Here is a 22,282-nt window from a genome sequence, read left to right as displayed (position 1 = left end):
TTTTACTTCTGCTTTTTTGCCTTTTTTATCTGTTCTCTTTAGAAATCGGCGAACATCGTTAGCTCCTTTCTTTATACTCCATTCAATAGAACTGTTCTTATATATTTTTCTCGGCTAGTATAACCTGCCTTTGTAACATAACTTTTAATAATGCTAATTCACTATCATTTAAACAAATTTTTATTTCCTTTTTTTTACTCATATGATGATTCTTCTCCTTTCGTTGGGGTATTAGGGGCACCCTAAATTTAGGGTAAGTTGTCCCCAACTTACGTTGCTTGCTAATACAGTAATCACTCATTTTTGTTTTCTTATCATCATGACGGTATGACGATTATGACGTATCATTTTGATGCTGATTATCTACCGTCATATCGTCATTACCAATATACTTCATTTCAATCAATCTTGCATTTGCTTTCCTTGGTGGATATTTGATTATGATGAAATTATCATCAAACACGAATTTATATTTTCTTATCTTGCTTGATAATTTCCGACCTGTTATTTTCAAATTCAAAATTGCACTTAAATCTTCATGAGTACCTAAATACTCTTTTTTTCTTACAATAAAGTGAATAACTTTTGTAATATCCTCGTCATCCTCTTGACCATCTTCAAAATCGTCAATTATGGTATATTTTAAATGTTGATCTTGTTTTAAATATAACTTTTTTTCTTGAATATCTTTACCAATTACAAACAGATTTTTTAAACCTAAATCATTCTGCGCTTTTAGCATAATCATCATACCATCAGCTGCTGCAGTCACTCCCCGACTACCATAAATGCTATCAAAAGGATTCAGATAATCAATATGTTTATTGACATGTGTTACAAGAAGAATCGCTATATGATATTTTAGTGCTAAAGCATGAATTTTTGACACTTCATCATATTCTAAAAGATATTTTGCTTCTGTATTTTTATCTCTCATTTTTGCAAAAGTATCTATTACAAAGAGTCGTATATTTTCATATTTTGAAGTGAAGTGATTTAGTTCATGTTCAATGTTAAATTTCTGAACGCTATCGTTGAAGATAAAATCTATCTGTTCACTTGCTTGACACCCAAATTGTTCATATCGCTTTTTTATTTTCTCCTTTGCATCTTCTAAAGCACAATATACCACTCTCCCTTGTTGCACAGTATGACCAAGAAATTCTTCTTCATCTGTGATTGCATTGCTTAACTGTAAACAGAAGAATGTTTTTCCAATCTTTTGTGGTGCCCCTAATACCGTTACACCAACTGGAAGAAAATCTTGAATGACCTCATCACATCCTGCTGAAGCAATATTGATAAGTTCACTACCATTGATATACTCAGGCATCTAAAACATCCCCATTTAGCTTACAAATGATGTTCAGCATATACTTCATGACTTCTTGATCATCATTACTCATCTCATTAAAGTTTTGATTTTCTAACAGATCTATAAAATAACGTAATTGCTTTGCTAAGCATTTATGAACATAAGGATTTGGTTTTACTATGACATCTTTTTGTAAAACTCTTTGAATCAAATACTCCTGTTTGTTCAAACCTGACATCGCAACGAATTTATCAAGCATTACATTCTCTTCAGGTGACATGCGGAAGGCGACAATCTTGTTTCGCCACCTTCCTTGCGTATCATACACTTTTCTACTCATAAACAAGTTCTCTCCTCTCAACATTTAAACTATTTGCTATCTTGCCTTGTTTGGATGGAAATAGATGTGCATATCGGTAGGTAATATCAATACTTTCTGCTTTGTTATAATGTGTTTGAAAAAGGAATTGAAAGGAGCAATCGCATGCCAATAGGTACAAGAATTAAACGTGTAAGAACACTTCGTGGTATCACTCAAAAAGAACTAGGAGTGAGATTAGGCTATCCCGAAAGAAATGCTGATATCAGAATCGCCCAATATGAATCAGGTAAACGTACTCCGAAAGAGGATGTCATCAATGGCATTGCTCACATATTGGAAGTTTCTCCTGAAGCTTTAAAGATACCGGATATTGAAAATCATCATGGTTTCATGTTTACCCTTTTTGAGTTTGAAGAACAATTTGGCTTAACCGTTGATAAGGTAGAGAGTATGCCATTTCTTCGTCTTGATAACGATCCTACCATTTACGACCATAGCATAAAAGAAATGCTAGATGATTGGTATGCTTGTAAAGCAAAGCTAGCAAATGGCGAGATGACCAGTGAAGAATATACGAACTGGAAATTGAATTACCCTGAAAACTCTGATCTAATGTTAAACCGTAAACCGTCTAAAAAATAGTCAAAGGAATCGTTCAATTTTGACTTGTGGTATCAAAATGGTATCAAAAACGCCCCAAAACGCAAAAAAGTGCCCTGAAAAAGGCACTTTTTAGTTAAACACACTATTCAAACTCAATCGTTCCCGGCGGCTTGCTCGTAATATCCAACAGCACTCTATTCACATGCGCTACTTCATTTACGATTCTGCTAGAAATAACACCTAACACATCATAAGGAATCTGCGCCCAATCCGCAGTCATACCATCAATTGACGTTACCGCACGAATCGCTACAGCATAATCATAGGTTCTTTGATCACCCATAACACCAACGGAACGCATATTGGTCAACGCTGTGAAATACTGCCAAATATCTCTTTCCAAACCTGCTTTACGTATTTCTTCACGCAAAATATAATCAGACTCACGAACGATTTCCAACTTTTCCTCAGTAATATCGCTTAAAATACGAATACCCAATCCAGGACCTGGGAATGGCTGTCTCCAAACCATTTCATCCGGCAACCCAAGCTCTGTACCAAGAGCACGCACCTCATCCTTAAACAAGGTATTCAATGGCTCTATCAACTGGAACTGCATATCCTCAGGCAATCCACCGACATTGTGATGAGATTTGATCGTTTGCGCTGTTTTAGTCCCTGACTCGATCACATCAGTATACAAAGTTCCTTGCGCTAACCACTTGATATCCTCGCCACTAGTCAACTTTTTCACTTCTTCATCAAAGGTGTAAACAAATTCATTTCCAATGATTTTACGCTTCTGCTCAGGATCACTCACCCCAGCAAGCTTACTTAAGAACCGTTCCTTTGCATCAATTTTCACAAGATTAATGTTCATTTCACGACCAAAGGTTTCCATAACACTTTCACCTTCGCCCTTACGAAGCAATCCATGATCAATAAACATGCAGATCAACTGATCCCCAATCGCTTTATGCAACAAAGCCGCAACAACAGAAGAATCCACACCACCACTTAATCCAAGCAGAACCTTGTCGTTTCCAACTGTTGCCCGAATTTTTTCAATCTCCATTTCAATAAAGTTATGCATGGACCAATTATTTTCAGCATGACAAACTTCAAACACAAAGTTACGCAAAATGTCATTTCCATAATCAGTATGACGAACCTCTGGATGAAACTGTAACGTATATATATTTTTTTCCACATTGCTCGTAGCCGCAAACGTACAAGTATCACTAAATGCATCCTTAACAAAACCATCCGCTAAAGCATCCACCTGATCGCCATGACTCATCCATACGATTTGTTTTCTTGGTAAACCCTTAAACAACAAGGAATCCGTATCTATCGTAATTTCTGTACGACCATACTCTTTCGCTTCACAAGCCTTTACACTACCACCATTCATATAATGTGTCATCTGCATACCATAACAGATTCCCAAAATCGGAAGTCCGCTTTCAAAGATTGCAGGATCACATTTAAACGCATCTTCGTCATATACACTATTAGGACCACCACTGAAGATGATTCCTTTAACATCACCTAAGGCTTTGATTTCCTCTAATGTCATCGTGTTGGCATGAAGCTCTGAATACACACCAAATTCACGAATACGACGAGCAATTAACTGGTTATACTGGCTACCAAAGTCCAATACGATAATTTTATCAGCCATTTACATCCTCCTTCAACTAAGAAACCGATACCTTATACAAACATCAGTATCGGTTTTGCGTACCTATCATATCATTTTTTTCTTTAATTTTAAATATTTTTTTACATGAATTGAGGTAATGCAAAATAAACCACAAAAATCACCATCAACAACCATACCGTAATATGTACTTCCTTTGCTTTACCAGCAGCACACATCGCTACGGTATAAGCAATAAATCCAAATGCGATTCCATTAGAAATAGAATAAGTCAGAATCATCGCTACAACGGTAATAAAGCCAGCAGTAGCGTAGACCATATCATCCCAATCGATTTCTTTTAATTGCTGTGCCATCATAATACCTACAACAACCAAAGCAGGAGCTGTTACCGCATTGGTTACTGCCGATAATACCAATGGAGCGAAAAGTACTGAAATAAAGAATAACATACCTGTTGTACATGCAGTCAATCCTGTACGTCCACCAACACCGACTCCTGAAGATGATTCAACGAAAGAAGTAACCGTAGAAGTACCTAAAGCAGCACCAGCTACTGTTCCTAGTGCATCCGCAACCAAAGCGCGTTCCACATTTTCTAATTCACCTTGCTCATTCACAAGACCAATTTTATTTGCAATCGCCACTAAAGTACCAGCTGTATCAAAGAAATCCACAAATAAGAAAGAGAAGATTGCAACAAAAGCTTTTACAGGATCTGAAAACAACTGCCCAAAGCCTTCCATAAAGCTACCTGTCGCATTCATTTCAAAATTTGTTTCCAATAAACTTGATGGAAGTGTTGGCATGCCCTCCATACCGAATGCTGTTCCACAAATAATACCAACGATTGCGGTAATCACCATACCGATGAACACTGCTGCTGGTACCTTTTTTATCACTAGGAAAATCGTGATCAGGATACCGAAGATTGCTAAAAGTACAGTTGGCTCACTCACATTACCTAAAGCAACACCAGTTGCCTCGCTTGCAACAACGATACCTGCATTTTTTAAACCAACAAAAGCGATAAAAAATCCTATTCCTGCACCAATTGCCATTTTCAACTGTTTTGGTATAGAGTTGATGATCATCTTACGAATACCTGTTACAGAAATTACGATAAAAATAACACCGGATATAAAAACACCTGCCAATGCTGCTTGCCAGCTAAATCCCATTTGTCCACAAATTGTATACGCAAATAGAGCATTCACACCCATTCCCGGTGCCAATGCAACAGGATAATTTGCAACTAGACCCATGATGATAGATGCAATACCTGCAGACAATGCTGTTGCCATAAAGACAGAGGAAAGATCCATACCTGCATCTTGTAGTACATTAGGATTAACCCCCAAGATATACGCCATTGCCAAAAAAGTCGTGATTCCCGCAATGATTTCAGTTTTAGCATTTGTATGCTTTTCTTTCAGTTTAAATACTTTCTCTAACATGATAACCTCTTTTCTGCCCAAAAAAATGGACTTTTTTATTATAAAATAATTCTTCCCTTTTTTCCATTTTTATAACGTATTTTTTAATATTTTTTTACTGGTTTTCAGAAAAGTTCTTCATCATATATTTTACTACAGCATTTTATCTCAAATCATCTGATTATTACACCCGTTCCCTATAAAAAAAAGATATCTCATGGAAAGAAATATCCTTTTTCATCTTCTTCGATATACGCTTGTTGATCCTTACAACCAATGGATGTTAAAGAAATAGAATATACGGCTTCCTTAAACCAAGGTCGTTTTTGATAATGCGGAGTAAACACCTTCTTACATAAGCCAATTCCTTCAACCAACGCATAGTTACCTTCTTGCTCAGCATAACCATATGAAAATAACATATTGGCACCTGCACTGTATCCCACCAATACAATTCCTTGTTCATATGCCTGTTCTATCAAATCATCAATTCCCATCTGTCGTATGGTTTCCATCAAAAAAGCAGTATCCCCGCCACCAAAATACCAAATATCATAAGCAAACCATTCGTTCTCAAAATCAACATGGCTCTTTAATGTATGAAGCAGACGAATGGCATCGACCTCACAGCCCAAACTTCGATAATATTGTTTAAAACGTTTACCATAACCTTGATCATCTCTTGAGGCTGTTGGAAAAAATAAAACTTTCGGATGTGATTTTCCACTTAGTTCAATGATTTTTTGATCGATCGATAACGTTTCCTTTTGCTGTACATTTCCACCGCCAATAGCGACAAAACATTTACGCATGAAAGAATCCACTTTCACCGATGACTTGCATTGCTTTTTCAATAACTTCTTCACTTTGAACCAAAGCAATACGAACAAAGCGCTCGCCCAAACGTCCAAATTCTGTTCCAGGTGTTACAAGAATTCCCGTTTTTTGAAATAGCTCTAATGCAAAACTCTCACTATTCTCATAGCCATCAGGAATCTGTGCCCACATGAACATGGTTGCTTTTGGAGAATCTACCATCCAACCTGCTTCACGAAAACCTTTCACCAGCATATCTCTTCTATTTTGATATTGTTCTCTTGCTTGTGCTACACAACTTTGATCCTGTGTCAAAGCCGCAATCGCTGCCTTTTGAATCGGTAAAAACATACCATAATCAATATTGGATTTTAATATTCTTAATTGTTCTACTATCGTAGCATTACCTACACAGATACCGATTCTGGCTCCAGCCATACCATACGTCTTTGAAAAAGAATTAAATTCAATACCGATATCCTTTGCGCCCTCATAGAACAAAAAGCTTTTGCCCTCTTCACCATCGAATACCAAATTGCTATAGGCTGTATCATGCAACACAATGATATCATGTGCTTTTGCAAATCGAATCAATTCTTCATAAAAATCATCAGGTGCAGTCGCTCCGGTTGGATTGTTTGGATAAGAAATGATCATCATCTTTGCTTTTTCTGCGATATCTTCCGGTATTTCATCAAATTGAATTAAAAAATCGTGTTCTTTTTCCATTGGCATTTCATATATTTGTGCTCCTGCGATTCTTGGGCCATTAGCAAAGATCGGATAACAAGGTGCTGGTATCATGACGATATCACCAGGATCACATATCGCCAAAGCAATATGAGCCAACCCTTCTTGAGAACCTTGTAAAGATAAAATTTCAGTTTGAGGATCCAGTGTCACCTGATAACGATTCTGATACCAATCTCTTATGGTATGACGAAATTCATCTGTATCATGCAAAGAATACATATAACATACAGGATCTTTTGCTGCTTCGATCAATGCTTGTTGTATTTCTTGACTCGGCGCAATGTTAGGACTTCCTATCGTAAAGTCATATACTTCTTTCCCTTGCGCAAGAAAACGTTGTTTTTCTTCATCCAAGCGATTAAATACTGAGGTATGAAGTTGTTTCATTCTTTTTGAAAATTCCATTGTCATCACTCTTTTCATTTTCCTACATTATAAAAGAAATTTAAAATAGATACAATGGTCACCTTCTTTTATTTCTTCAAAGTCACTGATTTGATTTCTTTTATCAGCGTCCTCCCAAATTCATCCAACTCTCATTTATCATCTCAACTTTCGCTTCATCCAAACAGAAAGCAATCTTCCCATCACATAGATACATCATTGCCTTCAAAAAGAACATGCGAACCTTAGTAAGCATGCCCTTTCTTTTACGTTAACTATTTTATTCCCAAAACATACATAAGCGCTAACCTATCCTCTTATTTTTTTCTTACTGCAATCCAAACTTCAACGGTTCCATCCTCTCCATAATGCTCGATATCCGGTGCACCCGCCTTCATCCTTCCTGTTAAATAACCTGAATTCAATGCTTGATACCCTGCCTTAGGGATCCATTTAGTGATTGCCTGTACTTCCGTTTTTCCTATGGTATCCATGGTACATGGAAATATTGCCCATGTTGTGGCCGGAATGATGATTTCTTTTAATTCCTCAGTTTCAGGAGCATCACTAGATACTGCGATCCAATGCGCAAATTTTCGAGAATCTGAAGCGTCAATTTGATACACACTGATACCAAACAACCCCTTAGGTTCTTGGTTCATAAGTGGCATTAAAACTGCTTCCTGATGTTCTTTGTGAAAAGTCTCCCATTGCGCAGGCACTGCTTTCCTTCCTTCTTTTTTCTGATTCGTTGTATGAATCACAAAGCCGATCGCACGAAAGCTTTCCTTTTCCTCTATTCTAAATGGTACTGTCATTGTATTTCCTCCTATCTTTTCATACTGTTATCATAAGATAGAAAGACTTCTTTGTCCTCTTAAAATACGTACCATAAGAAGAAGTCATCAAATCAAAAAGCTAAGAAGAAACATATAAAAGTCTTTTTTAGAAATATTTTTACCAATAACTTCATATAACAAACCATCTTTTTTTGCGGTTACATACCAGTCCATTTGATCATCATCACACTTAATTTTCAACAAATAAGACTGATAACGATGTGCCTGACTTGAGGTAGTTGCTCATCTTGAATTTTGATTGACAGTGCTTGATCATGATCATCTGTAGACGAGAAAACATAGGTGATCATAGGATAATGTTTCTCAAGCTCATCCCTTACTTCCATAAATTCCGTCTTGATCCATTGTATGTATTTAGGTAATCTCAATGCATCTTTTCTTGGCAAAAGCTGTTCAAAATAAGCTTTACGCCAATCATCCATTTTCTCAAAGCCACCTTTTAATACCATTCCATTTCCGGTTTTACCATAAGAGATTGCCTCATCTACAAGATAATCATCAAATACAAAAGGATCTGTCGAAGCGAATTGCTGAACCAAAGATTGATCTTTGTTCACCTTTCCCTCATTCTTATATGATTCCATTCGTTGAAACAACGGGATACAAATGATCAAACACACAATAGCAATCCCTATGGTTAATTTAACTCTGTTGTTACAATCGCATTTTGTACTTTTTGTCATTAAAGTGATTGTCTGTTGTTTCAAACAATCCTCTACCTTAATATCCTGATTGATTTTTTTATAAGAGTTCATCCATATCACATCCTTTAAGCATGACTTTTCATTGTTCTCTTGCCCGTTTCAGTTGCGTACGAATAGTAGCATCTTTTTTATGCAAGAGTTTCGCAATCATTTGTGTACTCATATCTTCATAATAAAACAGATGAATGACGATTCTATATTTCATAGGTAGCTTCATCACATAATAATACAACGCATTTTCTTTTTTCTGTAGCATAGGTATATCATCAATGAATGGTGTAGTATGGCGAAGGAATGCAGACATATAATGTGATTTACTACAATTTCTGGTCACAGTGAAAAACCATGCCCTTGCATGCTGATCATTTTCAAAAGTTGGTTTGCGTTTCGCATATCGTAAAAACACCTCTTGAAACACATCATCCGCTACATCCTTTTGCCTGGTTAGTGCCAATGCAAAGTGATAAATGGTATCTGCATACTGTGCTATGATTTCACTGGCCTCCTCACTCGTGCACAGGTGTTTCATCCAGTCTTACCTCCCTTACACTAATCATACTTTATCAAACATAAAAAAGTTTCAAAAAAAAGAAGATAGTTAATCTTCTTTCGCAAATATGTATTTATCCAAAGCTTTAGCGATTCCACAAGCATCATTGGTATCTGTAACATCATAAGCAATTGCTTTTAAGGAATCCATTGCATTTCCCATAGCAATACCGTATTTTACTGCTTGAAACATGCTCATATCATTTTCTGCATCCCCAAATGCCATCATTTCATCTGGTGTAATTCCATGCTGTTTGCCGATGTTCAACAATGCATTCCCCTTACTGACACCTTTCGGCATAATTTCGATCCAAGCAGGACCTACCTCCAATATTTCAAAATCTTTTAATTCTTTACGAATCACTGGCAGATTTTTTTTAAAGTATTTAGCTGTTTGTATCAATACAAACTTATTCACATCACTTGTGATTTCAAAATCCGGACGATTTACTGGTATGAATCTACGTTTTCCCTGATGAAACCCATAATCCATCGGCTTTCCTTTGATGATGCTTCTGGCCTTTTTCAAAAATTTTAAAAATGGTTTGACATAATCAAAATGATCATATCCACAACAACTGATTACTTCAAAATTCATCTTCTCTGCCAGTTTCATGACTCTTTTGGCATCATTGCCATCAAATACCTTATCCACACTGTATTCCTTATGATGAAAATCATAAATAATCTGTCCATTGACACCGGCTACATAGTTCTTTCCCCTAGTTGCCAATTGTAATGGTTCACTAACAAAGTCAATACCACCTTTATCTCTACCAGTAGCAATCACGATTGAAATTCCTCTATCCTGTGCTCTAAACAGACGTTCTTTGGTTTCTTTATCAATGGTCTTCTGCGATGTCAGAAGTGTTCCATCCAAATCTAATGCGATTAATTTAATTGCCATACCTTACCTTATCCCTTTTCTATACAGCTCTATTATAATGAAATCAAAGAAAAAGTAAACCCAAAGGTTTACTCTCTTGCTTATTTTAATTTAGCTGCTGCAGCTTCATCTACAATAACTACAACATCATTGTGATTCTGTAATACAGAAGCAGGACAGTTTTCATCTACAGGTCCATTCACCATAGCAGCAACTGCATCTGCCTTATTTGCACCACTTGCCACCAATAAGATTTTTTTCGCCTTCATAATTGTTGCGATTCCCATTGTAATTGCATGTGTTGGAACCTTATTGATATCATCCTCAAAGAAACGTGCATTATCTTGACGTGTTTTCTCTGTCAATTCAACGATATGAGTTTCTTCTGTAAATGGAGTTCCTGGTTCATTAAAACCAATGTGACCATTTCCGCCAATACCTAATACCTGTACATCCACACTTACATTTTCCATTGCTTTTTCATATGCTTCGCAATCTTCTTTTGTATTTCCATAAGGAACATGTACCTTTTCTTCTGGTAAATCAATGCCATGGAATAGATTTTCATGCATAAAAGTCCAATATGACTGAGAGTGATTACGATCGATTCCTACATATTCATCTAAGTTGAAAGACTGGCATCCAGCATAGCTTGTACCATTTTCTTTGTGGTCTTTGATCATATTCTCATATAAACCAATTGGACTAGAACCTGTTGCAAGACCTAATACTGCATTTGGATTAGATGTAACGACTTCCTTCATTACATTGAATGCTTCTTTACTAACTTCATCATAATTCTTAACTACGATTACTTTCATTTGTTTTCTCCTCCTAATATTACACATGCTTATTATACCCCTTTATGCTAGGCTTTTCAATCAACCAATATAGAAAAAGGAAGATTTTGTGAACTTCTCTGACATTCATCATCAATCTTCCAAATTCTAATCATTTTTTAAACCAATACATCCTGTGCTTCTTCATGACGCTCAAACCAATCCTTCGCATAAGAACAGGTTGGAATACATTTCCAACCATTCCTACGTATTTTAGAAACAGCCTCTTCCACAAGCAAAGAAGCAACCCCTTGTCCACGCATTCGATCTGACACATAGGTGTGATCGATTTCCACATGATCTTGTTTCATTGGAAAGGTAATTTCTGCAAGAAGCTCTTCAGATTCATTCATGAGATAGATTCTATGTGCTTCATATTGAAAATCCATTAGAACACCTCGATGGTATAAGATGTCGTAAAGCTCTTTTTAGAAGATAAGATCATCGTGCCTTCTCTGTGATAGAAATCCTCTGCAACCTCACTGAAATCCGCATGACCATACCAAGGTTCCAAACAAATAAACGGAGCACCCTTCTTTGCTGTCCAGAAAGCTACATAAGGATAGCCAACCAAAGAAACACGAACCCCATGTTCTTTTCCTTGTAAGGTAACATGAGCACTTTTTGCTCCTTCATAAACCAAAGTAGCATATTGCTCGATCATATCATAATCACATGGAATTTCCTGTAGGTCTACCTCTTTGATTTCATAAGGTTTTTTCTTTTCCGGATCAAATACCAATTGTTTTAAATGTTCAGGATTGGAAAATACCAATTTATAATCTTCAAAGGTCTCGTTTTCGCAAAGTGGACAACAGAAACCTGGATGCAACCCAAACGTAAATGGCATATCCTTTTCTCCTGTATTGGTGATATGATAAACAATCGTTAAGGTATTCCCTTTCAATGTATATGCAATTTCGTAATGGAAAGGAAAAGGATATCTCGCCAAAGTTTCCTCATCGCTATCCAACTCCATGACTACCTCATCTTGAGTATTCGCTTTTTCCTTCAAAGTAGCGTAGCGAATCAATCCATGATTTTTCATTTCATATGTTTTACCGTCAATTTCATAGGTCTTATCATAGGTATTTCCTACCAAAGGAAATAAAGTAGGATTTTTTCCACTCCAAAATTCAGGATCTCCTTGCCACATATATTGGATTCCTGTTTGCTTATCTGTAAAACTTTCAATTTCTCCACCTTTTGTGGTAAAGGTTACTACATAGCGCTCATTTTCTAATTTCATGATATGTCCTCCTTTATGATATGAACTCTAATTCTTTACATATTTTATAAATGCCATCATGATCGATTCCATCACAAACCAGATCTGCGGCCTGTTTGACTTCTTCTTTGGCATTTCCCATCGCAATTCCCAGACCTGCATTTTTTAACATCTCAATATCATTGTATCCGTCGCCAAAACAAGCGATTTCTTCCAAAGCTATGCCCCAGTGTTCTGCCATAACTTTGATACCTTCACTTTTATTGATATGATGTGCTGTGATTTCTAATGTATTACCACCATGAGTAATGATACTGATTTCATCTTGTAATTCCTTAATAGCTTCTATTTGCTTTCTGGTGTTGGGATATGCAAGCATATTGAATACTTCTTCTCCTTCATACATTTTTAATACCGGCATATTTAAATACAATTTAAAAAAGTTATCTTTGATATTGGCATCACAAGGATAAGCAAAATAATCGCCATGCATGGTAGCATATCGAAGTGGCATGTTTTCTATTTTCGCAAGATGTAACAATTTTTCCATCGCCGATAAAGGAATCGGTGATTTCTTTAAAACCTTTTCCTGTTGCATGACCAATGCGCCTCCATCATAGAAAGCTGCATCAAATGGAAATTCACGAAAGAATAATGGAAGATTTTTGGTTTCATAACGACATCTACTCGTTGATATTCCAATCTGGTAACCATTTTCTTTTAACTTCAGTAATGTCTTTTTAGCAGATGTTGGAAGATCATGAATTCTATGACTATATAAGGTTCCATCCACATCAAAAAAGATTGCTTTGATCTTATCTTTCATAACATACCTCCTCATTACCTATAAGGATACGTGATTCTATGATTGAAATCAATCCTTACAAGCAAAAAAAGCAGTGATTCACTGCTTTCTTGCTTTTATTTAAAAGGCTTCTTTACCTTTTAAGTATGTCATTTCTACAGAATAATCATCATTTAATACAACGATATCTGCATCATAACCTGCGACTAATTTACCCTTACGATCATCAATACCTAATAAACGTGCAGGATTCAAGGTACAAGAATTGATGGCATAATCAAATGGAATCATAGCCTTTTCCACAAGTACCTTCAAGCCCTGGTTTACCTTTAATGTTGATCCGGCAAGACTCTTAGCCTCTACCAAATGTGCACTTCCATCAGGATATAATTCGATTTCATTTCCACCGAATAATACTTTTGTGCCAACAGGCAAACCTTTCACCATTAAGGCATCCGTAACCATTATCGTATAATCACGACCCTTTGCCATGAATAAATCATTCAATGCTGCTGGTGTAGAGTGATTACCATCACAAATAACTTCACCGAATACATCTCTGAAACGCATTGCAGCACCTACCAAACCTGGTTTTCTGTGGTGAAATGGTGTCATACCATTAAAGATATGGGTCATAGATTTAGCGCCATTCGCAACAGCCATACTTGCTTCCTCATAGGTTGCTGCAGAATGTCCGATACTAACAACTACACCGTTTTCCGCACAATATTTTGTTAATTTAAAATCTTCATCTTTTTCTGTAGCCATGGTAATGACCTTGATCAATCCATGTGCTGCTTCTTGATAACGTTTAAACTGTTCTACATCCGGTTTAACGATACATTGTTCTGGCTGTGCTCCTTTGTATACCATATCAAGATATGGTCCTTCAAAGTGAATTCCTAAAATTTCAGCACCTTCATAGCCATCTTCCACAACCTTCGCAACATTAGCAACTGCTTTTGTCAATACCTCTTCTGTCTGTGTGATGGTAGTTGGACAAATTGCTGTAACACCTTCTTCAGGAATATGCTTCATCCAGTTACGAAGTCCTTCCTCTTCGGCATCATTGGTATCAAAACCATATGCACCATGTGTATGAATGTCAATGAATCCCGGAACGATTCTCTTGTCTCCATAATCTTTATCCGCAGTTTTAGCACCATAGGATAAAATATTTACGATCTTACCGTTTTCTACCTCTAGTTGTGCTTCGATAAACTGCCCCAATACCCAAACTCTTTTACTTTGAATAATCATTCGATTAACCTCCTTTAGATATTTCTTTCTGTATTTATTATACTCCCCATTTGCTTATTTTTAAACGGGAACGCTTTCCTTTTTTTAATTCCTGCACCATTTTCGTTAATAAATACAAATTTCCATAGAAATTCCATTAAAAAATCAAAATAGTAGACAAATTATGGATATCCAATTACAATTAAGAATTAGAGGTGATACAATGAAGCAAGCAATTCAAATAAAGGAGAATATGTATTGGGTGGGAGTACATGACTTTAACTGTCGTCATTTCCATGGCGATATCTTTCCCATCACAGAAGGTACTACATACAATGCCTACTTGATCGTAGATGAAGAAATTACCCTTATCGATACCGTCGAGGAAGAATTTTTTGATATTATGATGGAGCGTATTCACAGTGTAATAGGTGATCAGCCAATTCACAATGTCATTTGTCAACATGCAGAGCCAGATCATTCTGGTGGTTTTGTGAAATTTATGCAAGCATATCCAAATGCTCATCCTTATGCATCCAATGCCGGTGTCGGCATCATGTTAAAACAGTATTTTAAAGATTATGATTATCGTAAGGTTAAAACAGGTGATACCTTATGCATTGGAAAGCAAACATTAACGTTTGTGGAAATGCCTTTGATTCATTGGCCGGATAACATGCTGACGTATGTAAAGGAACAAAAAATCGCTTTTAGTAATGATGCTTTTGGTCAGCATATTGCAAGTTATGATATTTTTGATGATGCGCATGGCTTAGATAAATGCTTAGATCGTGCGAAAGATTACTACGCCAATATCGTAATGCCTTATGGAACACAGGTAGCAAATAAATTGAAACAGATCAAGGATATGGGAATTGAAATTGATATGATTGCTCCAGCACATGGTGTTATTTGGAGAACCTATATTCAAGAGATGTTAGCGGCTTATGAAGGCTTTGCGACCTTCAAAAGTACAGACAAAGCAGTTATCGTTTATGAGAGTGTCTGGAAGCATACGCAAGAAATGGCAGAAGCACTTGCTGAAGGTATGGGAAGAAATGGTATCTGTGTGAAAGTATTCAAATATTCTATGACATCTCCTGCAGTTATCATGAAGGAATTAATAGACGCAAAAGCTATCCTTGTTGGAAGTGGTTGCTACAACAATGTCATGGCCACCAATATCTCAGGTTTTCTTGAAAAACTAGCAAGTTGTAAGATCAAAGGAAAAAAAGGCCTTGGCTTTGGATCTTATGGATGGTTCAATGGAGTAACAAAAGAAATCAATAAAAGATTGGAAACAGCGGGCATCCCATTATTGAATGACCAAGTATTAGCGCAAAATTATACACCTAGTGAGCAGGATTTAGATGCTTTGATGGAACTAGGAAAACAACTCGCTGAAGAAATCAAGCATAGTTAAATCACTCGTCATTATCCTAAAAAGATACTTGACCTCTTGATTTTATATTCTTTGATATCTAATATAACAAATGAAAAGAAGCTGTCTGATCAAATATGATCTAGACAGCATTTTTTATTTACGCTTGATTTGTTTGATACCCTGTTTGATGAGTTTCTTCTTATTTCGTTTACCTTTTACGAAAAAAGTACTGGCTAAGATCAGAATCACACCACCAATTGCACTCATCATGTAAGGTAGCTCTTCTTCCTGTTGAGAGGCTGTCTGATTATCGCTCCACATACCGAGCTTTTGTGCTTTTGCCTCTTTTTCTAACGCTTTTAATTCATCTGTATAGGCATAATCACCATAAATATATTTTACTTCCGCATAGCCTTGCTTTACCAAATCCTTTTCCAATAATGTTCCATCTACGAAGATCCATGCCAGATCTCTTCCGTATTTGTCAGTTCGATCACTGCCTTCATCATATTCCAATTCGATTTGTTTGGCTTTGGTTAATCGATCACAAACATATTCACTTGCTTCTTTCCCATAAAACTCTTTTTCTTTGGTATATTCTGGAGCATTCACAGCCAAAAAACGTACCGTAGTATCCTTCCCATCGACCATAAAATGTGCAGTATCTCCATCTGTACATTTTGATAATGTGACTGTTTTTTTCGTGTTCGCCTGTATCGGTAAACATACAAACAAAAATAAGATCAATGTCAATAATAGTTTTTTCTTCATCCTAATTCTCCACTCTTTGATATTCATTCATAAAATCCTGTACCTTCATTGCTTTACCATAATAATAACCCTGATAAATATCACAACCTAGCTCCTTTAAGATGTTCAGCTGTTCTTTGGTTTCTACAAATTCCGCAACAACATGATAATTTAGCTTTCTGGCCATTTCAATTACACCCATGATAATTTTCTTTGAACGCTCATTATCAGAGATATGACGTACCAAACTACCATCCAATTTAACCTCATCAAATGCATTTTCTTGTAAATACATCATAGAACTATGCCCCATTCCGAAATCATCCATACTCATTTCAATTCCTTTACTTCTTAACGTCTGAATACGATCGATGATCAAATCTGAAGTATTTAAAAGAGATTGCTCCGTAACTTCAAAGGTCACAAATTGTTTCGTTATCTGATATTTTTCCAACAACTTCAAAACATTGTCCACAAAATGCTCATCCTCTAACTGCTTAGCTGAAATATTGATAGAAATCTGAAGTTTCATATGATTAGCTTCAAAGGTCTTGATATCCTTACATGCTTTTTCAATGATATAGTAGCCTAGTTCATTTAAAAAGCCGTCTTCATGTGCCAAAGCAATCATCAAAGGTGGAGAAACATAGTCCGCAACAGGATGATTCCACCGAAGCAACGCTTCTGCGCCGTAAAGCTCTCCCTTTTGATCCATCTGTACCTGATAAAATAATTCAAGCTGATGACGTTTCATTGCATTACGCAAATCAGATACTAAGGTTCGAGCATCAAAATGATATTCATAACCATCAGATAAAAACAACGGAATCATACCAATTGCTTCCCCCTTTGCCATATCCTTCGCCATGTGATGAATAGATGATGTAAAGTCTTTGCTTTGACGATCCTCACATATTTTCACAAACGGCATATAGATCAAAATACCTAATAACAAATTAAATAGTTGAAGGATACTACCTGAAATTGATCCTGTTGCTGTATACCCGCTTAAAAAAATCGGCACAGTCCACTGAACCGTTTCGCTTACCATTGGCACCATTCCTATACTTGTGACAAAAGCACTGATCAATGTTAATACAATTGGTGTTAATACAAAAGGAATGAGCATCATTGGATTAAATATGATAGGAAAACCAAAAATAACGATTTCATTGATATTAAATAGTACAGATATTCCAGCTACCTTAGCTAATTTTCTATTATGACTTTTTCTAGCTGAAATAAAGATCGCAATGATAAAGCATAGTGTTGCCCCACATCCTCCGATAAACGCAAATGTATCAAGGAAAGTTTTAGAAAATATTTCCGTTGGCATAAAACCATTACCTATCAAGTTCTGATTGATACCAATGGCAGGTTCTAACACCTGTTGCGCAATCATTTCCAAAGTATTCGTTCCATGGATTCCGAAGAACCACAGAAAATGGACAAAGAAAACATACAACAAGGCTCCAAACAATCCCTTTCCCACTTTACTGAATATTTTCAAGAATAGATAAGAACCAAAATTTGTAATATTGATATCCCCTAAAACAGCTCTTAGTGCTCCTCCTGCTATCGCAAACATCAATGCTATGATGATAACCGGAAAGATTGCTTGAATTGCTTGATTAAATAAATAATCAGCTCCCGCCGTATGTAGTTTTTCCAACTTTCTTCCGATCTTCATTCCTCTTTTAAACAAAGAACAGCACAAAATGGTAATGACCATTGCACTAAACACCCATTCAGGTCCGAAAATATAGCTTTCTTGCTGAATTCCTCCGCAAAAAGCTGTATAAGACACCAATGAAGTTACTGGATAAAAAAAGATATTATCATCACAACTCAATCTACCAAAGGAGTAGCTGATCGTGATGATCAGTAACAAAGCAATAGAACCTAAGGTAACATCATAAAGGGTAGTAAAAACAGAAGTTAATGCCCCATGGTGAAAATTCATTAAAAATTGCTGATACCCATCAATAGGAAAACTGGAAAGCAATAAAGAAAAAGCACCCAATATCAAAAATGGTATTGCCAACATCAGACCATGTCGAATGGCAAGTACATAAATCGAATTTTTAAAATGATTTTTCTTTTTCGCAGACATAACCTTTTTACCCCTTTTTCTTATTTTATTTTATCATAAATGATCGATAATAAAAAGAACATTATCACATGGAAAAGGTGCCTTCCTCAAGCACCTTATATCAATTATTTCAGAAAGCCATCCACAATTTCTTTCTCTGCTTCCTCACTGGTCAAACCTAATGTTTGAAGTTTGATCAATTGATCGTTATTTATCTTTCCTATGGCTGCCTCATGAATGATCTGTGCATCTACATGATTGGCTGCTATTTCCGGTATAGAACTGATCTTTGCTTGGTCCATGATAATAGAATCACATTGAATATGCGCCCTAGACTTATTATTTCCCACTGCGATCGGATGGAATACCTGAATAGAAGCATCTTTTCCTACAGACCTTGAAACGATCTGTACGACACTATCCTCACCATTTAAATTTACCGTCACATCGCTATGTGCTGTTTGCTTCCCATGTGTCATCAGTTTTTCATTGATGACAAGCTTTGCACCTGCTCCTAGATTGGCTTCTGTTTTTCGAAAGGTACTATCCACGCCCTTGATCTGACTCATATCCATTTGCGCATAAGAATTTTCTTCCATATGAATAACAGTGGTAGGATTTAAAATACGTTTTCCACTACCATCACCCTCTCCATAATGCTTTTCCACATATCTGATTTTCGCATTTTTCCCAATATGAAAGGTATGAATTCCATCATGTTCACTAGTATCACAACCATCATTATGTATTCCACAACCGGCAATAATTTCTACATCTGCACCTTCTTCAATATAAAAGTCATTATATACCATATCATGTATTCCTGCTTCTGTTAATATAACAGGGATATGTACACTTTCACCAACGGTATGAGCCTTGACGATAATATCAATGCCCGGTTGATCGACCTTTGTGACAATTTTAACATTAGGCGTAGAATGACGTTCTACACCTTCCCCATTTTTACGCAAATTAAATGCGCTTCCCGGCATAAATCCACTAATATCCGCAATTGTCTTTAATAGCTCTTTTTCCATCTGTTCCATGCGATCACCTACTTTTTATATGCGCAGGAATCAAATTCGTCCATCAGTGATGGTAAAATTTCATCTCTGCTACCCTTTCGCTTCATTTTTCCATTTTCGAGGATGACAATTTCATCTGCCAATTGCATAATTCTCTCCTGATGCGAAATAAGAATAATCGATTGTCTATGTTGTTCCTGTAATTGTTGAAAAGTCTCAACCAGTTTCGCAAAGCTCCATAAATCGATACCAGCTTCCGGTTCATCAAAAATAGAAAGACGCAACTCCCTTGCAAGCAGACTAGCGATTTCAATACGTTTCACTTCGCCTCCGGATAAGGAGCCATCAACATCACGGTCGATATAATCATTGGCACATAGTCCAACACTACTTAATATTTCACAGCATTCTTCCTTACTCATATGCTTTCCATGCGCCAATGTTAATAAACGTTGTACACTCATCCCTTTAAAACGAGGAGGTTGCTGAAACGCATATCCTATATTCATTTTCGCACGTTCTTCAATCGTTTTATTTGTAATATCTACACCATCCAAAAGGATCTTTCCTGATGTAGGTAGCTCTATACCCATGATCAATTTCGCTAATGTTGATTTACCACCGCCATTTGGTCCTGTAATCACAGTAAAGCAATGATCTGGAATCATCAAATTTATATCATTTACTATCTTTTTTCCATCAACCTCAAAAGACAGATGTTGTAATTCTAACATATCCTTCTCTCCTTTTACCATACGCATTTTATTGTATCACAAAACATGGAAAATATATAATCTTTTCTAACAGGAATCATCATTCCTCGACATCAGACAGCCATGAAAACAAATCTTTACATTTTAATCATATTATCTATTTCTGTTACCACATAGAATTTACTCATAAACAAAAAAACTCTTAAAACAATATGACATCATTTTAAGAGCTTGATTTTTAATTTTTCAAACTTTGGATCGGAGCCGGAATTTTACCTTTACGATGAATCATAACAGAACAATCTGTTTGATTGATATTCATAACAGGACCACTACCAAGCAATCCACCGAACTCTAATTCTTCGCCAACCTTTTTACCGATTGCAGGTATCACACGAACCGCTGTTGTCTTGGAATTCACCATACCGATTGCTGCTTCATCTGCAATGATACCGGAAATAATCTCCGGTTTTGTTTCTCCAGGAATCACGATCATATCTAATCCTACAGAACAAACAGCTGTCATTGCCTCTAGTTTTTCTAAACAAAGCGTTCCGTTTTTCGCTGCGGCAATCATGCCTGCATCTTCACTAACAGGAATAAAGGCACCAGATAAACCACCGACGTTACTACTAGCCATAACGCCACCTTTTTTTACAGCGTCATTCAGCATCGCAAGACATGCAGTAGTACCATATGCACCACAGCTTTCTAATCCCATTTCTTCTAAGATATAAGCAACACTATCACCGATTGCCGGTGTTGGTGCCAAAGACAGGTCTACAATACCAAATGGTACGCCTAAACGTTCACTTGCAAGAGAACCTACCAATTGCCCCATTCGAGTAATCTTAAACGCTGTTTTCTTAATAATATCTGCTAGTTCATTCATCGGAATATCTTTAGGAGCCTTTGCCAATGCCGCACGTACAACACCAGGACCACTTACTCCGACATTAATGACACAATCTGCTTCCCCTACGCCATGAAATGCACCGGCCATGAATGGATTATCATCTGGAGCATTACAGAAAACAACTAGCTTAGCTGCACCAAGACAATTGTTATCTTTTGTTAGTTCTGCAGCTTCTTTGACCATGCGCCCCATCAACTCTACCGCATTCATATTGATACCGGCCTTTGTAGAACCAATATTAACAGAAGCACAAACATGTTCTGTTACGGACAATGCTCTTGGAATGCTTTCCATTAATTCACGATCACCTGCAGCACATCCTTTTTGTACGAGCGCAGAGTAACCACCAATAAAATTCACACCAACAGCTTGCGCACAACGCTCTAATGTCAATGCATATTTCACTGGATCTCCACCGCTGACAGCCACTAACATGGAGATTGGTGTAACACTAATTCGCTTATTAATGATAGGAATTCCATATTCTCTAGAAATGTCATCCCCGGTCTTAACAAGGTCTTTCGCAAGACGTGTAATCTTGTTATAAATCTTTTCACAAGACTTATCAATATCGCTATCCGCACAATCCAATAAAGAAATTCCCATTGTAATTGTACGAACATCAAGATATTCCTCATCGATCATCTTGATGGTTTCTAATATTTCATGTACATTCATCATATCAGACTACCTCTAAATCTTATGCATTGCATTAAAGATATCTTCATGCATAACATGGATGATCATTCCAAATTCTTTACCTTTTTCCTCCATATGGCTCGCAAACTCAGCCAATGAAGTATTGCCATTTGTAATATCGATCAACATGATCATGGCAAACATATCCTGTAGTAATGTCTGTGATACCTCGATCACGTTCATATTTGCTTTTTCACACTCGGTACTGACCTTAGCCAAAATACCTACCATATCTTTTCCGATAACACTAATCACTGCTCTCATTCTCTTTCCTCCTGTTCAGATTACCTAATATTATACT

General features: G+C 36.6%; 23 protein-coding genes. 2 read left to right on the top strand and 21 right to left on the bottom strand.

The window, feature by feature from the left end; genetic code table 11:
• Positions 1–334: 334 nt before the first annotated feature.
• Positions 335–1,333, bottom strand: a complete 999-nt coding sequence (locus UGRO018_RS15475) for an AAA family ATPase (RefSeq protein ID WP_416327407.1) — start codon at positions 1,331–1,333, stop codon at positions 335–337.
• A complete protein-coding gene (locus UGRO018_RS15470) occupies positions 1,326–1,655 on the bottom strand; it encodes a plasmid mobilization protein (protein ID WP_416327406.1) in 330 nt (109 codons plus the stop codon). Before UGRO018_RS15470 ends, UGRO018_RS15475 begins: the two co-directional genes overlap by 8 nt.
• Before the next feature lie 144 nt (positions 1,656–1,799).
• Between UGRO018_RS15470 and UGRO018_RS15465 the strand changes: the two genes are divergently transcribed.
• Positions 1,800–2,279 carry a helix-turn-helix domain-containing protein gene (locus tag UGRO018_RS15465; protein ID WP_416327405.1) on the top strand — a complete coding sequence of 160 codons (480 nt, stop codon included), beginning with the start codon at positions 1,800–1,802 and terminating at the stop codon, positions 2,277–2,279.
• 103 nt (positions 2,280–2,382) lie between these two features.
• On the opposite strand, the gene guaA is transcribed toward UGRO018_RS15465, so the two are convergent.
• From guaA to nagA, 13 genes are all read right to left on the bottom strand, one after another.
• Positions 2,383–3,924, bottom strand: coding sequence for a glutamine-hydrolyzing GMP synthase (gene guaA, locus UGRO018_RS15460; RefSeq protein WP_416327404.1), 1,542 nt, complete (start codon positions 3,922–3,924; stop codon positions 2,383–2,385).
• Positions 3,925–4,025: 101 nt separating this feature from the next.
• On the bottom strand, positions 4,026–5,360 hold the full coding sequence (locus tag UGRO018_RS15455; RefSeq protein WP_416327403.1) for an NCS2 family permease: 1,335 nt from the start codon (positions 5,358–5,360) through the stop codon (positions 4,026–4,028).
• A 194-nt stretch (positions 5,361–5,554) separates the two neighbouring features.
• The gene (locus tag UGRO018_RS15450) at positions 5,555–6,151 is read right to left on the bottom strand and encodes a Type 1 glutamine amidotransferase-like domain-containing protein (RefSeq protein WP_416327402.1); all 597 of its coding nucleotides are present in this window, start codon (positions 6,149–6,151) and stop codon (positions 5,555–5,557) included.
• Positions 6,144–7,313 carry an aminotransferase class I/II-fold pyridoxal phosphate-dependent enzyme gene (locus tag UGRO018_RS15445; RefSeq protein ID WP_416327401.1) on the bottom strand — a complete coding sequence of 390 codons (1,170 nt, stop codon included), beginning with the start codon at positions 7,311–7,313 and terminating at the stop codon, positions 6,144–6,146. The genes UGRO018_RS15450 and UGRO018_RS15445 overlap by 8 nt, the downstream gene beginning before the upstream one ends.
• 296 nt (positions 7,314–7,609) lie before the next feature.
• Positions 7,610–8,110, bottom strand: a complete 501-nt coding sequence (locus UGRO018_RS15440; RefSeq protein ID WP_416327400.1) for a GyrI-like domain-containing protein — start codon at positions 8,108–8,110, stop codon at positions 7,610–7,612.
• Positions 8,111–8,328: 218 nt separating this feature from the next.
• Positions 8,329–8,907, bottom strand: a complete 579-nt coding sequence (locus UGRO018_RS15435; protein ID WP_416327399.1) for a hypothetical protein — start codon at positions 8,905–8,907, stop codon at positions 8,329–8,331.
• Between the two features lie 28 nt (positions 8,908–8,935).
• Positions 8,936–9,385: an RNA polymerase sigma factor gene (locus tag UGRO018_RS15430; protein ID WP_416327398.1), complete on the bottom strand. Its 450-nt coding sequence runs from the start codon at positions 9,383–9,385 to the stop codon at positions 8,936–8,938.
• Positions 9,386–9,454: 69 nt separating this feature from the next.
• The gene (locus UGRO018_RS15425; protein ID WP_416327397.1) at positions 9,455–10,312 is read right to left on the bottom strand and encodes a Cof-type HAD-IIB family hydrolase; all 858 of its coding nucleotides are present in this window, start codon (positions 10,310–10,312) and stop codon (positions 9,455–9,457) included.
• Positions 10,313–10,392: 80 nt separating this feature from the next.
• The gene (nagB, locus tag UGRO018_RS15420) at positions 10,393–11,112 is read right to left on the bottom strand and encodes a glucosamine-6-phosphate deaminase (RefSeq protein WP_416327396.1); all 720 of its coding nucleotides are present in this window, start codon (positions 11,110–11,112) and stop codon (positions 10,393–10,395) included.
• 137 nt (positions 11,113–11,249) lie between these two features.
• Positions 11,250–11,519, bottom strand: a complete 270-nt coding sequence (locus tag UGRO018_RS15415; RefSeq protein ID WP_416327395.1) for a GNAT family N-acetyltransferase — start codon at positions 11,517–11,519, stop codon at positions 11,250–11,252.
• Positions 11,519–12,379 (bottom strand): aldose 1-epimerase family protein, encoded by an 861-nt coding sequence (locus tag UGRO018_RS15410; RefSeq protein ID WP_416327394.1) that lies wholly within the window; start codon positions 12,377–12,379, stop codon positions 11,519–11,521. The genes UGRO018_RS15415 and UGRO018_RS15410 overlap by 1 nt, the downstream gene beginning before the upstream one ends.
• A 13-nt stretch (positions 12,380–12,392) precedes the next feature.
• A complete protein-coding gene (locus tag UGRO018_RS15405; RefSeq protein ID WP_416327393.1) occupies positions 12,393–13,184 on the bottom strand; it encodes a Cof-type HAD-IIB family hydrolase in 792 nt (263 codons plus the stop codon).
• 99 nt (positions 13,185–13,283) lie between these two features.
• On the bottom strand, positions 13,284–14,423 hold the full coding sequence (gene nagA / locus UGRO018_RS15400) for an N-acetylglucosamine-6-phosphate deacetylase (protein ID WP_416327392.1): 1,140 nt from the start codon (positions 14,421–14,423) through the stop codon (positions 13,284–13,286).
• A 202-nt stretch (positions 14,424–14,625) separates the two neighbouring features.
• Here nagA and UGRO018_RS15395 point away from each other — a divergent pair, with 202 nt between their 5' ends.
• Positions 14,626–15,825 carry an FprA family A-type flavoprotein gene (locus tag UGRO018_RS15395; protein WP_416327391.1) on the top strand — a complete coding sequence of 400 codons (1,200 nt, stop codon included), beginning with the start codon at positions 14,626–14,628 and terminating at the stop codon, positions 15,823–15,825.
• A gap of 114 nt (positions 15,826–15,939) precedes the next feature.
• Here the strand turns inward: UGRO018_RS15395 and UGRO018_RS15390 are convergent, their stop codons facing one another.
• From UGRO018_RS15390 to UGRO018_RS15365, 6 genes are all read right to left on the bottom strand, one after another.
• Positions 15,940–16,557, bottom strand: coding sequence for a thermonuclease family protein (locus UGRO018_RS15390; protein ID WP_416327390.1), 618 nt, complete (start codon positions 16,555–16,557; stop codon positions 15,940–15,942).
• 1 nt (position 16,558) lies between these two features.
• Positions 16,559–18,649, bottom strand: coding sequence for a PTS sugar transporter subunit IIC/EAL domain-containing protein (locus UGRO018_RS15385; RefSeq protein WP_416327389.1), 2,091 nt, complete (start codon positions 18,647–18,649; stop codon positions 16,559–16,561).
• Between the two features lie 104 nt (positions 18,650–18,753).
• Positions 18,754–19,674, bottom strand: a complete 921-nt coding sequence (locus UGRO018_RS15380) for a SufB/SufD family protein (protein WP_416327388.1) — start codon at positions 19,672–19,674, stop codon at positions 18,754–18,756.
• 8 nt (positions 19,675–19,682) lie between these two features.
• Positions 19,683–20,387 (bottom strand): ABC transporter ATP-binding protein, encoded by a 705-nt coding sequence (locus tag UGRO018_RS15375; RefSeq protein WP_416327387.1) that lies wholly within the window; start codon positions 20,385–20,387, stop codon positions 19,683–19,685.
• A gap of 217 nt (positions 20,388–20,604) precedes the next feature.
• On the bottom strand, positions 20,605–21,963 hold the full coding sequence (locus tag UGRO018_RS15370; RefSeq protein WP_416327386.1) for a PFL family protein: 1,359 nt from the start codon (positions 21,961–21,963) through the stop codon (positions 20,605–20,607).
• A gap of 12 nt (positions 21,964–21,975) precedes the next feature.
• On the bottom strand, positions 21,976–22,245 hold the full coding sequence (locus UGRO018_RS15365; protein ID WP_416327385.1) for an ACT domain-containing protein: 270 nt from the start codon (positions 22,243–22,245) through the stop codon (positions 21,976–21,978).
• Positions 22,246–22,282: the final 37 nt, after the last annotated feature.

Source organism: Hoskinsella mucinilytica, from assembly GCF_045223415.1.
Classification (GTDB): Bacteria; Bacillota_I; Bacilli_A; order Erysipelotrichales; family Erysipelotrichaceae; genus Hoskinsella; species Hoskinsella mucinilytica.
This window is presented reverse-complemented; position numbering and strand designations above follow the sequence as displayed.

Excerpts from the sequence above, each read along its gene's own strand:
- UGRO018_RS15475 (WP_416327407.1), bottom strand. The coding sequence starts at position 1,333 with ATGCCTGAGTATATCAATGGTAGTGAACTTATCAATATTGCTTCAGCA.
- UGRO018_RS15470 (WP_416327406.1), bottom strand. The coding sequence starts at position 1,655 with ATGAGTAGAAAAGTGTATGATACGCAAGGAAGGTGGCGAAACAAGATT.
- UGRO018_RS15465 (WP_416327405.1), top strand. The coding sequence starts at position 1,800 with ATGCCAATAGGTACAAGAATTAAACGTGTAAGAACACTTCGTGGTATC.
- guaA (WP_416327404.1), bottom strand. The coding sequence starts at position 3,924 with ATGGCTGATAAAATTATCGTATTGGACTTTGGTAGCCAGTATAACCAG.
- UGRO018_RS15455 (WP_416327403.1), bottom strand. The coding sequence starts at position 5,360 with ATGTTAGAGAAAGTATTTAAACTGAAAGAAAAGCATACAAATGCTAAA.
- UGRO018_RS15450 (WP_416327402.1), bottom strand. The coding sequence starts at position 6,151 with ATGCGTAAATGTTTTGTCGCTATTGGCGGTGGAAATGTACAGCAAAAG.
- UGRO018_RS15445 (WP_416327401.1), bottom strand. The coding sequence starts at position 7,313 with ATGGAATTTTCAAAAAGAATGAAACAACTTCATACCTCAGTATTTAAT.
- UGRO018_RS15440 (WP_416327400.1), bottom strand. The coding sequence starts at position 8,110 with ATGACAGTACCATTTAGAATAGAGGAAAAGGAAAGCTTTCGTGCGATC.
- UGRO018_RS15435 (WP_416327399.1), bottom strand. The coding sequence starts at position 8,907 with ATGAACTCTTATAAAAAAATCAATCAGGATATTAAGGTAGAGGATTGT.
- UGRO018_RS15430 (WP_416327398.1), bottom strand. The coding sequence starts at position 9,385 with ATGAAACACCTGTGCACGAGTGAGGAGGCCAGTGAAATCATAGCACAG.
- UGRO018_RS15425 (WP_416327397.1), bottom strand. The coding sequence starts at position 10,312 with ATGGCAATTAAATTAATCGCATTAGATTTGGATGGAACACTTCTGACA.
- nagB (WP_416327396.1), bottom strand. The coding sequence starts at position 11,112 with ATGAAAGTAATCGTAGTTAAGAATTATGATGAAGTTAGTAAAGAAGCA.
- UGRO018_RS15415 (WP_416327395.1), bottom strand. The coding sequence starts at position 11,519 with ATGGATTTTCAATATGAAGCACATAGAATCTATCTCATGAATGAATCT.
- UGRO018_RS15410 (WP_416327394.1), bottom strand. The coding sequence starts at position 12,379 with ATGAAATTAGAAAATGAGCGCTATGTAGTAACCTTTACCACAAAAGGT.
- UGRO018_RS15405 (WP_416327393.1), bottom strand. The coding sequence starts at position 13,184 with ATGAAAGATAAGATCAAAGCAATCTTTTTTGATGTGGATGGAACCTTA.
- nagA (WP_416327392.1), bottom strand. The coding sequence starts at position 14,423 with ATGATTATTCAAAGTAAAAGAGTTTGGGTATTGGGGCAGTTTATCGAA.
- UGRO018_RS15395 (WP_416327391.1), top strand. The coding sequence starts at position 14,626 with ATGAAGCAAGCAATTCAAATAAAGGAGAATATGTATTGGGTGGGAGTA.
- UGRO018_RS15390 (WP_416327390.1), bottom strand. The coding sequence starts at position 16,557 with ATGAAGAAAAAACTATTATTGACATTGATCTTATTTTTGTTTGTATGT.
- UGRO018_RS15385 (WP_416327389.1), bottom strand. The coding sequence starts at position 18,649 with ATGTCTGCGAAAAAGAAAAATCATTTTAAAAATTCGATTTATGTACTT.
- UGRO018_RS15380 (WP_416327388.1), bottom strand. The coding sequence starts at position 19,674 with ATGGAACAGATGGAAAAAGAGCTATTAAAGACAATTGCGGATATTAGT.
- UGRO018_RS15375 (WP_416327387.1), bottom strand. The coding sequence starts at position 20,387 with ATGTTAGAATTACAACATCTGTCTTTTGAGGTTGATGGAAAAAAGATA.
- UGRO018_RS15370 (WP_416327386.1), bottom strand. The coding sequence starts at position 21,963 with ATGATGAATGTACATGAAATATTAGAAACCATCAAGATGATCGATGAG.
- UGRO018_RS15365 (WP_416327385.1), bottom strand. The coding sequence starts at position 22,245 with ATGAGAGCAGTGATTAGTGTTATCGGAAAAGATATGGTAGGTATTTTG.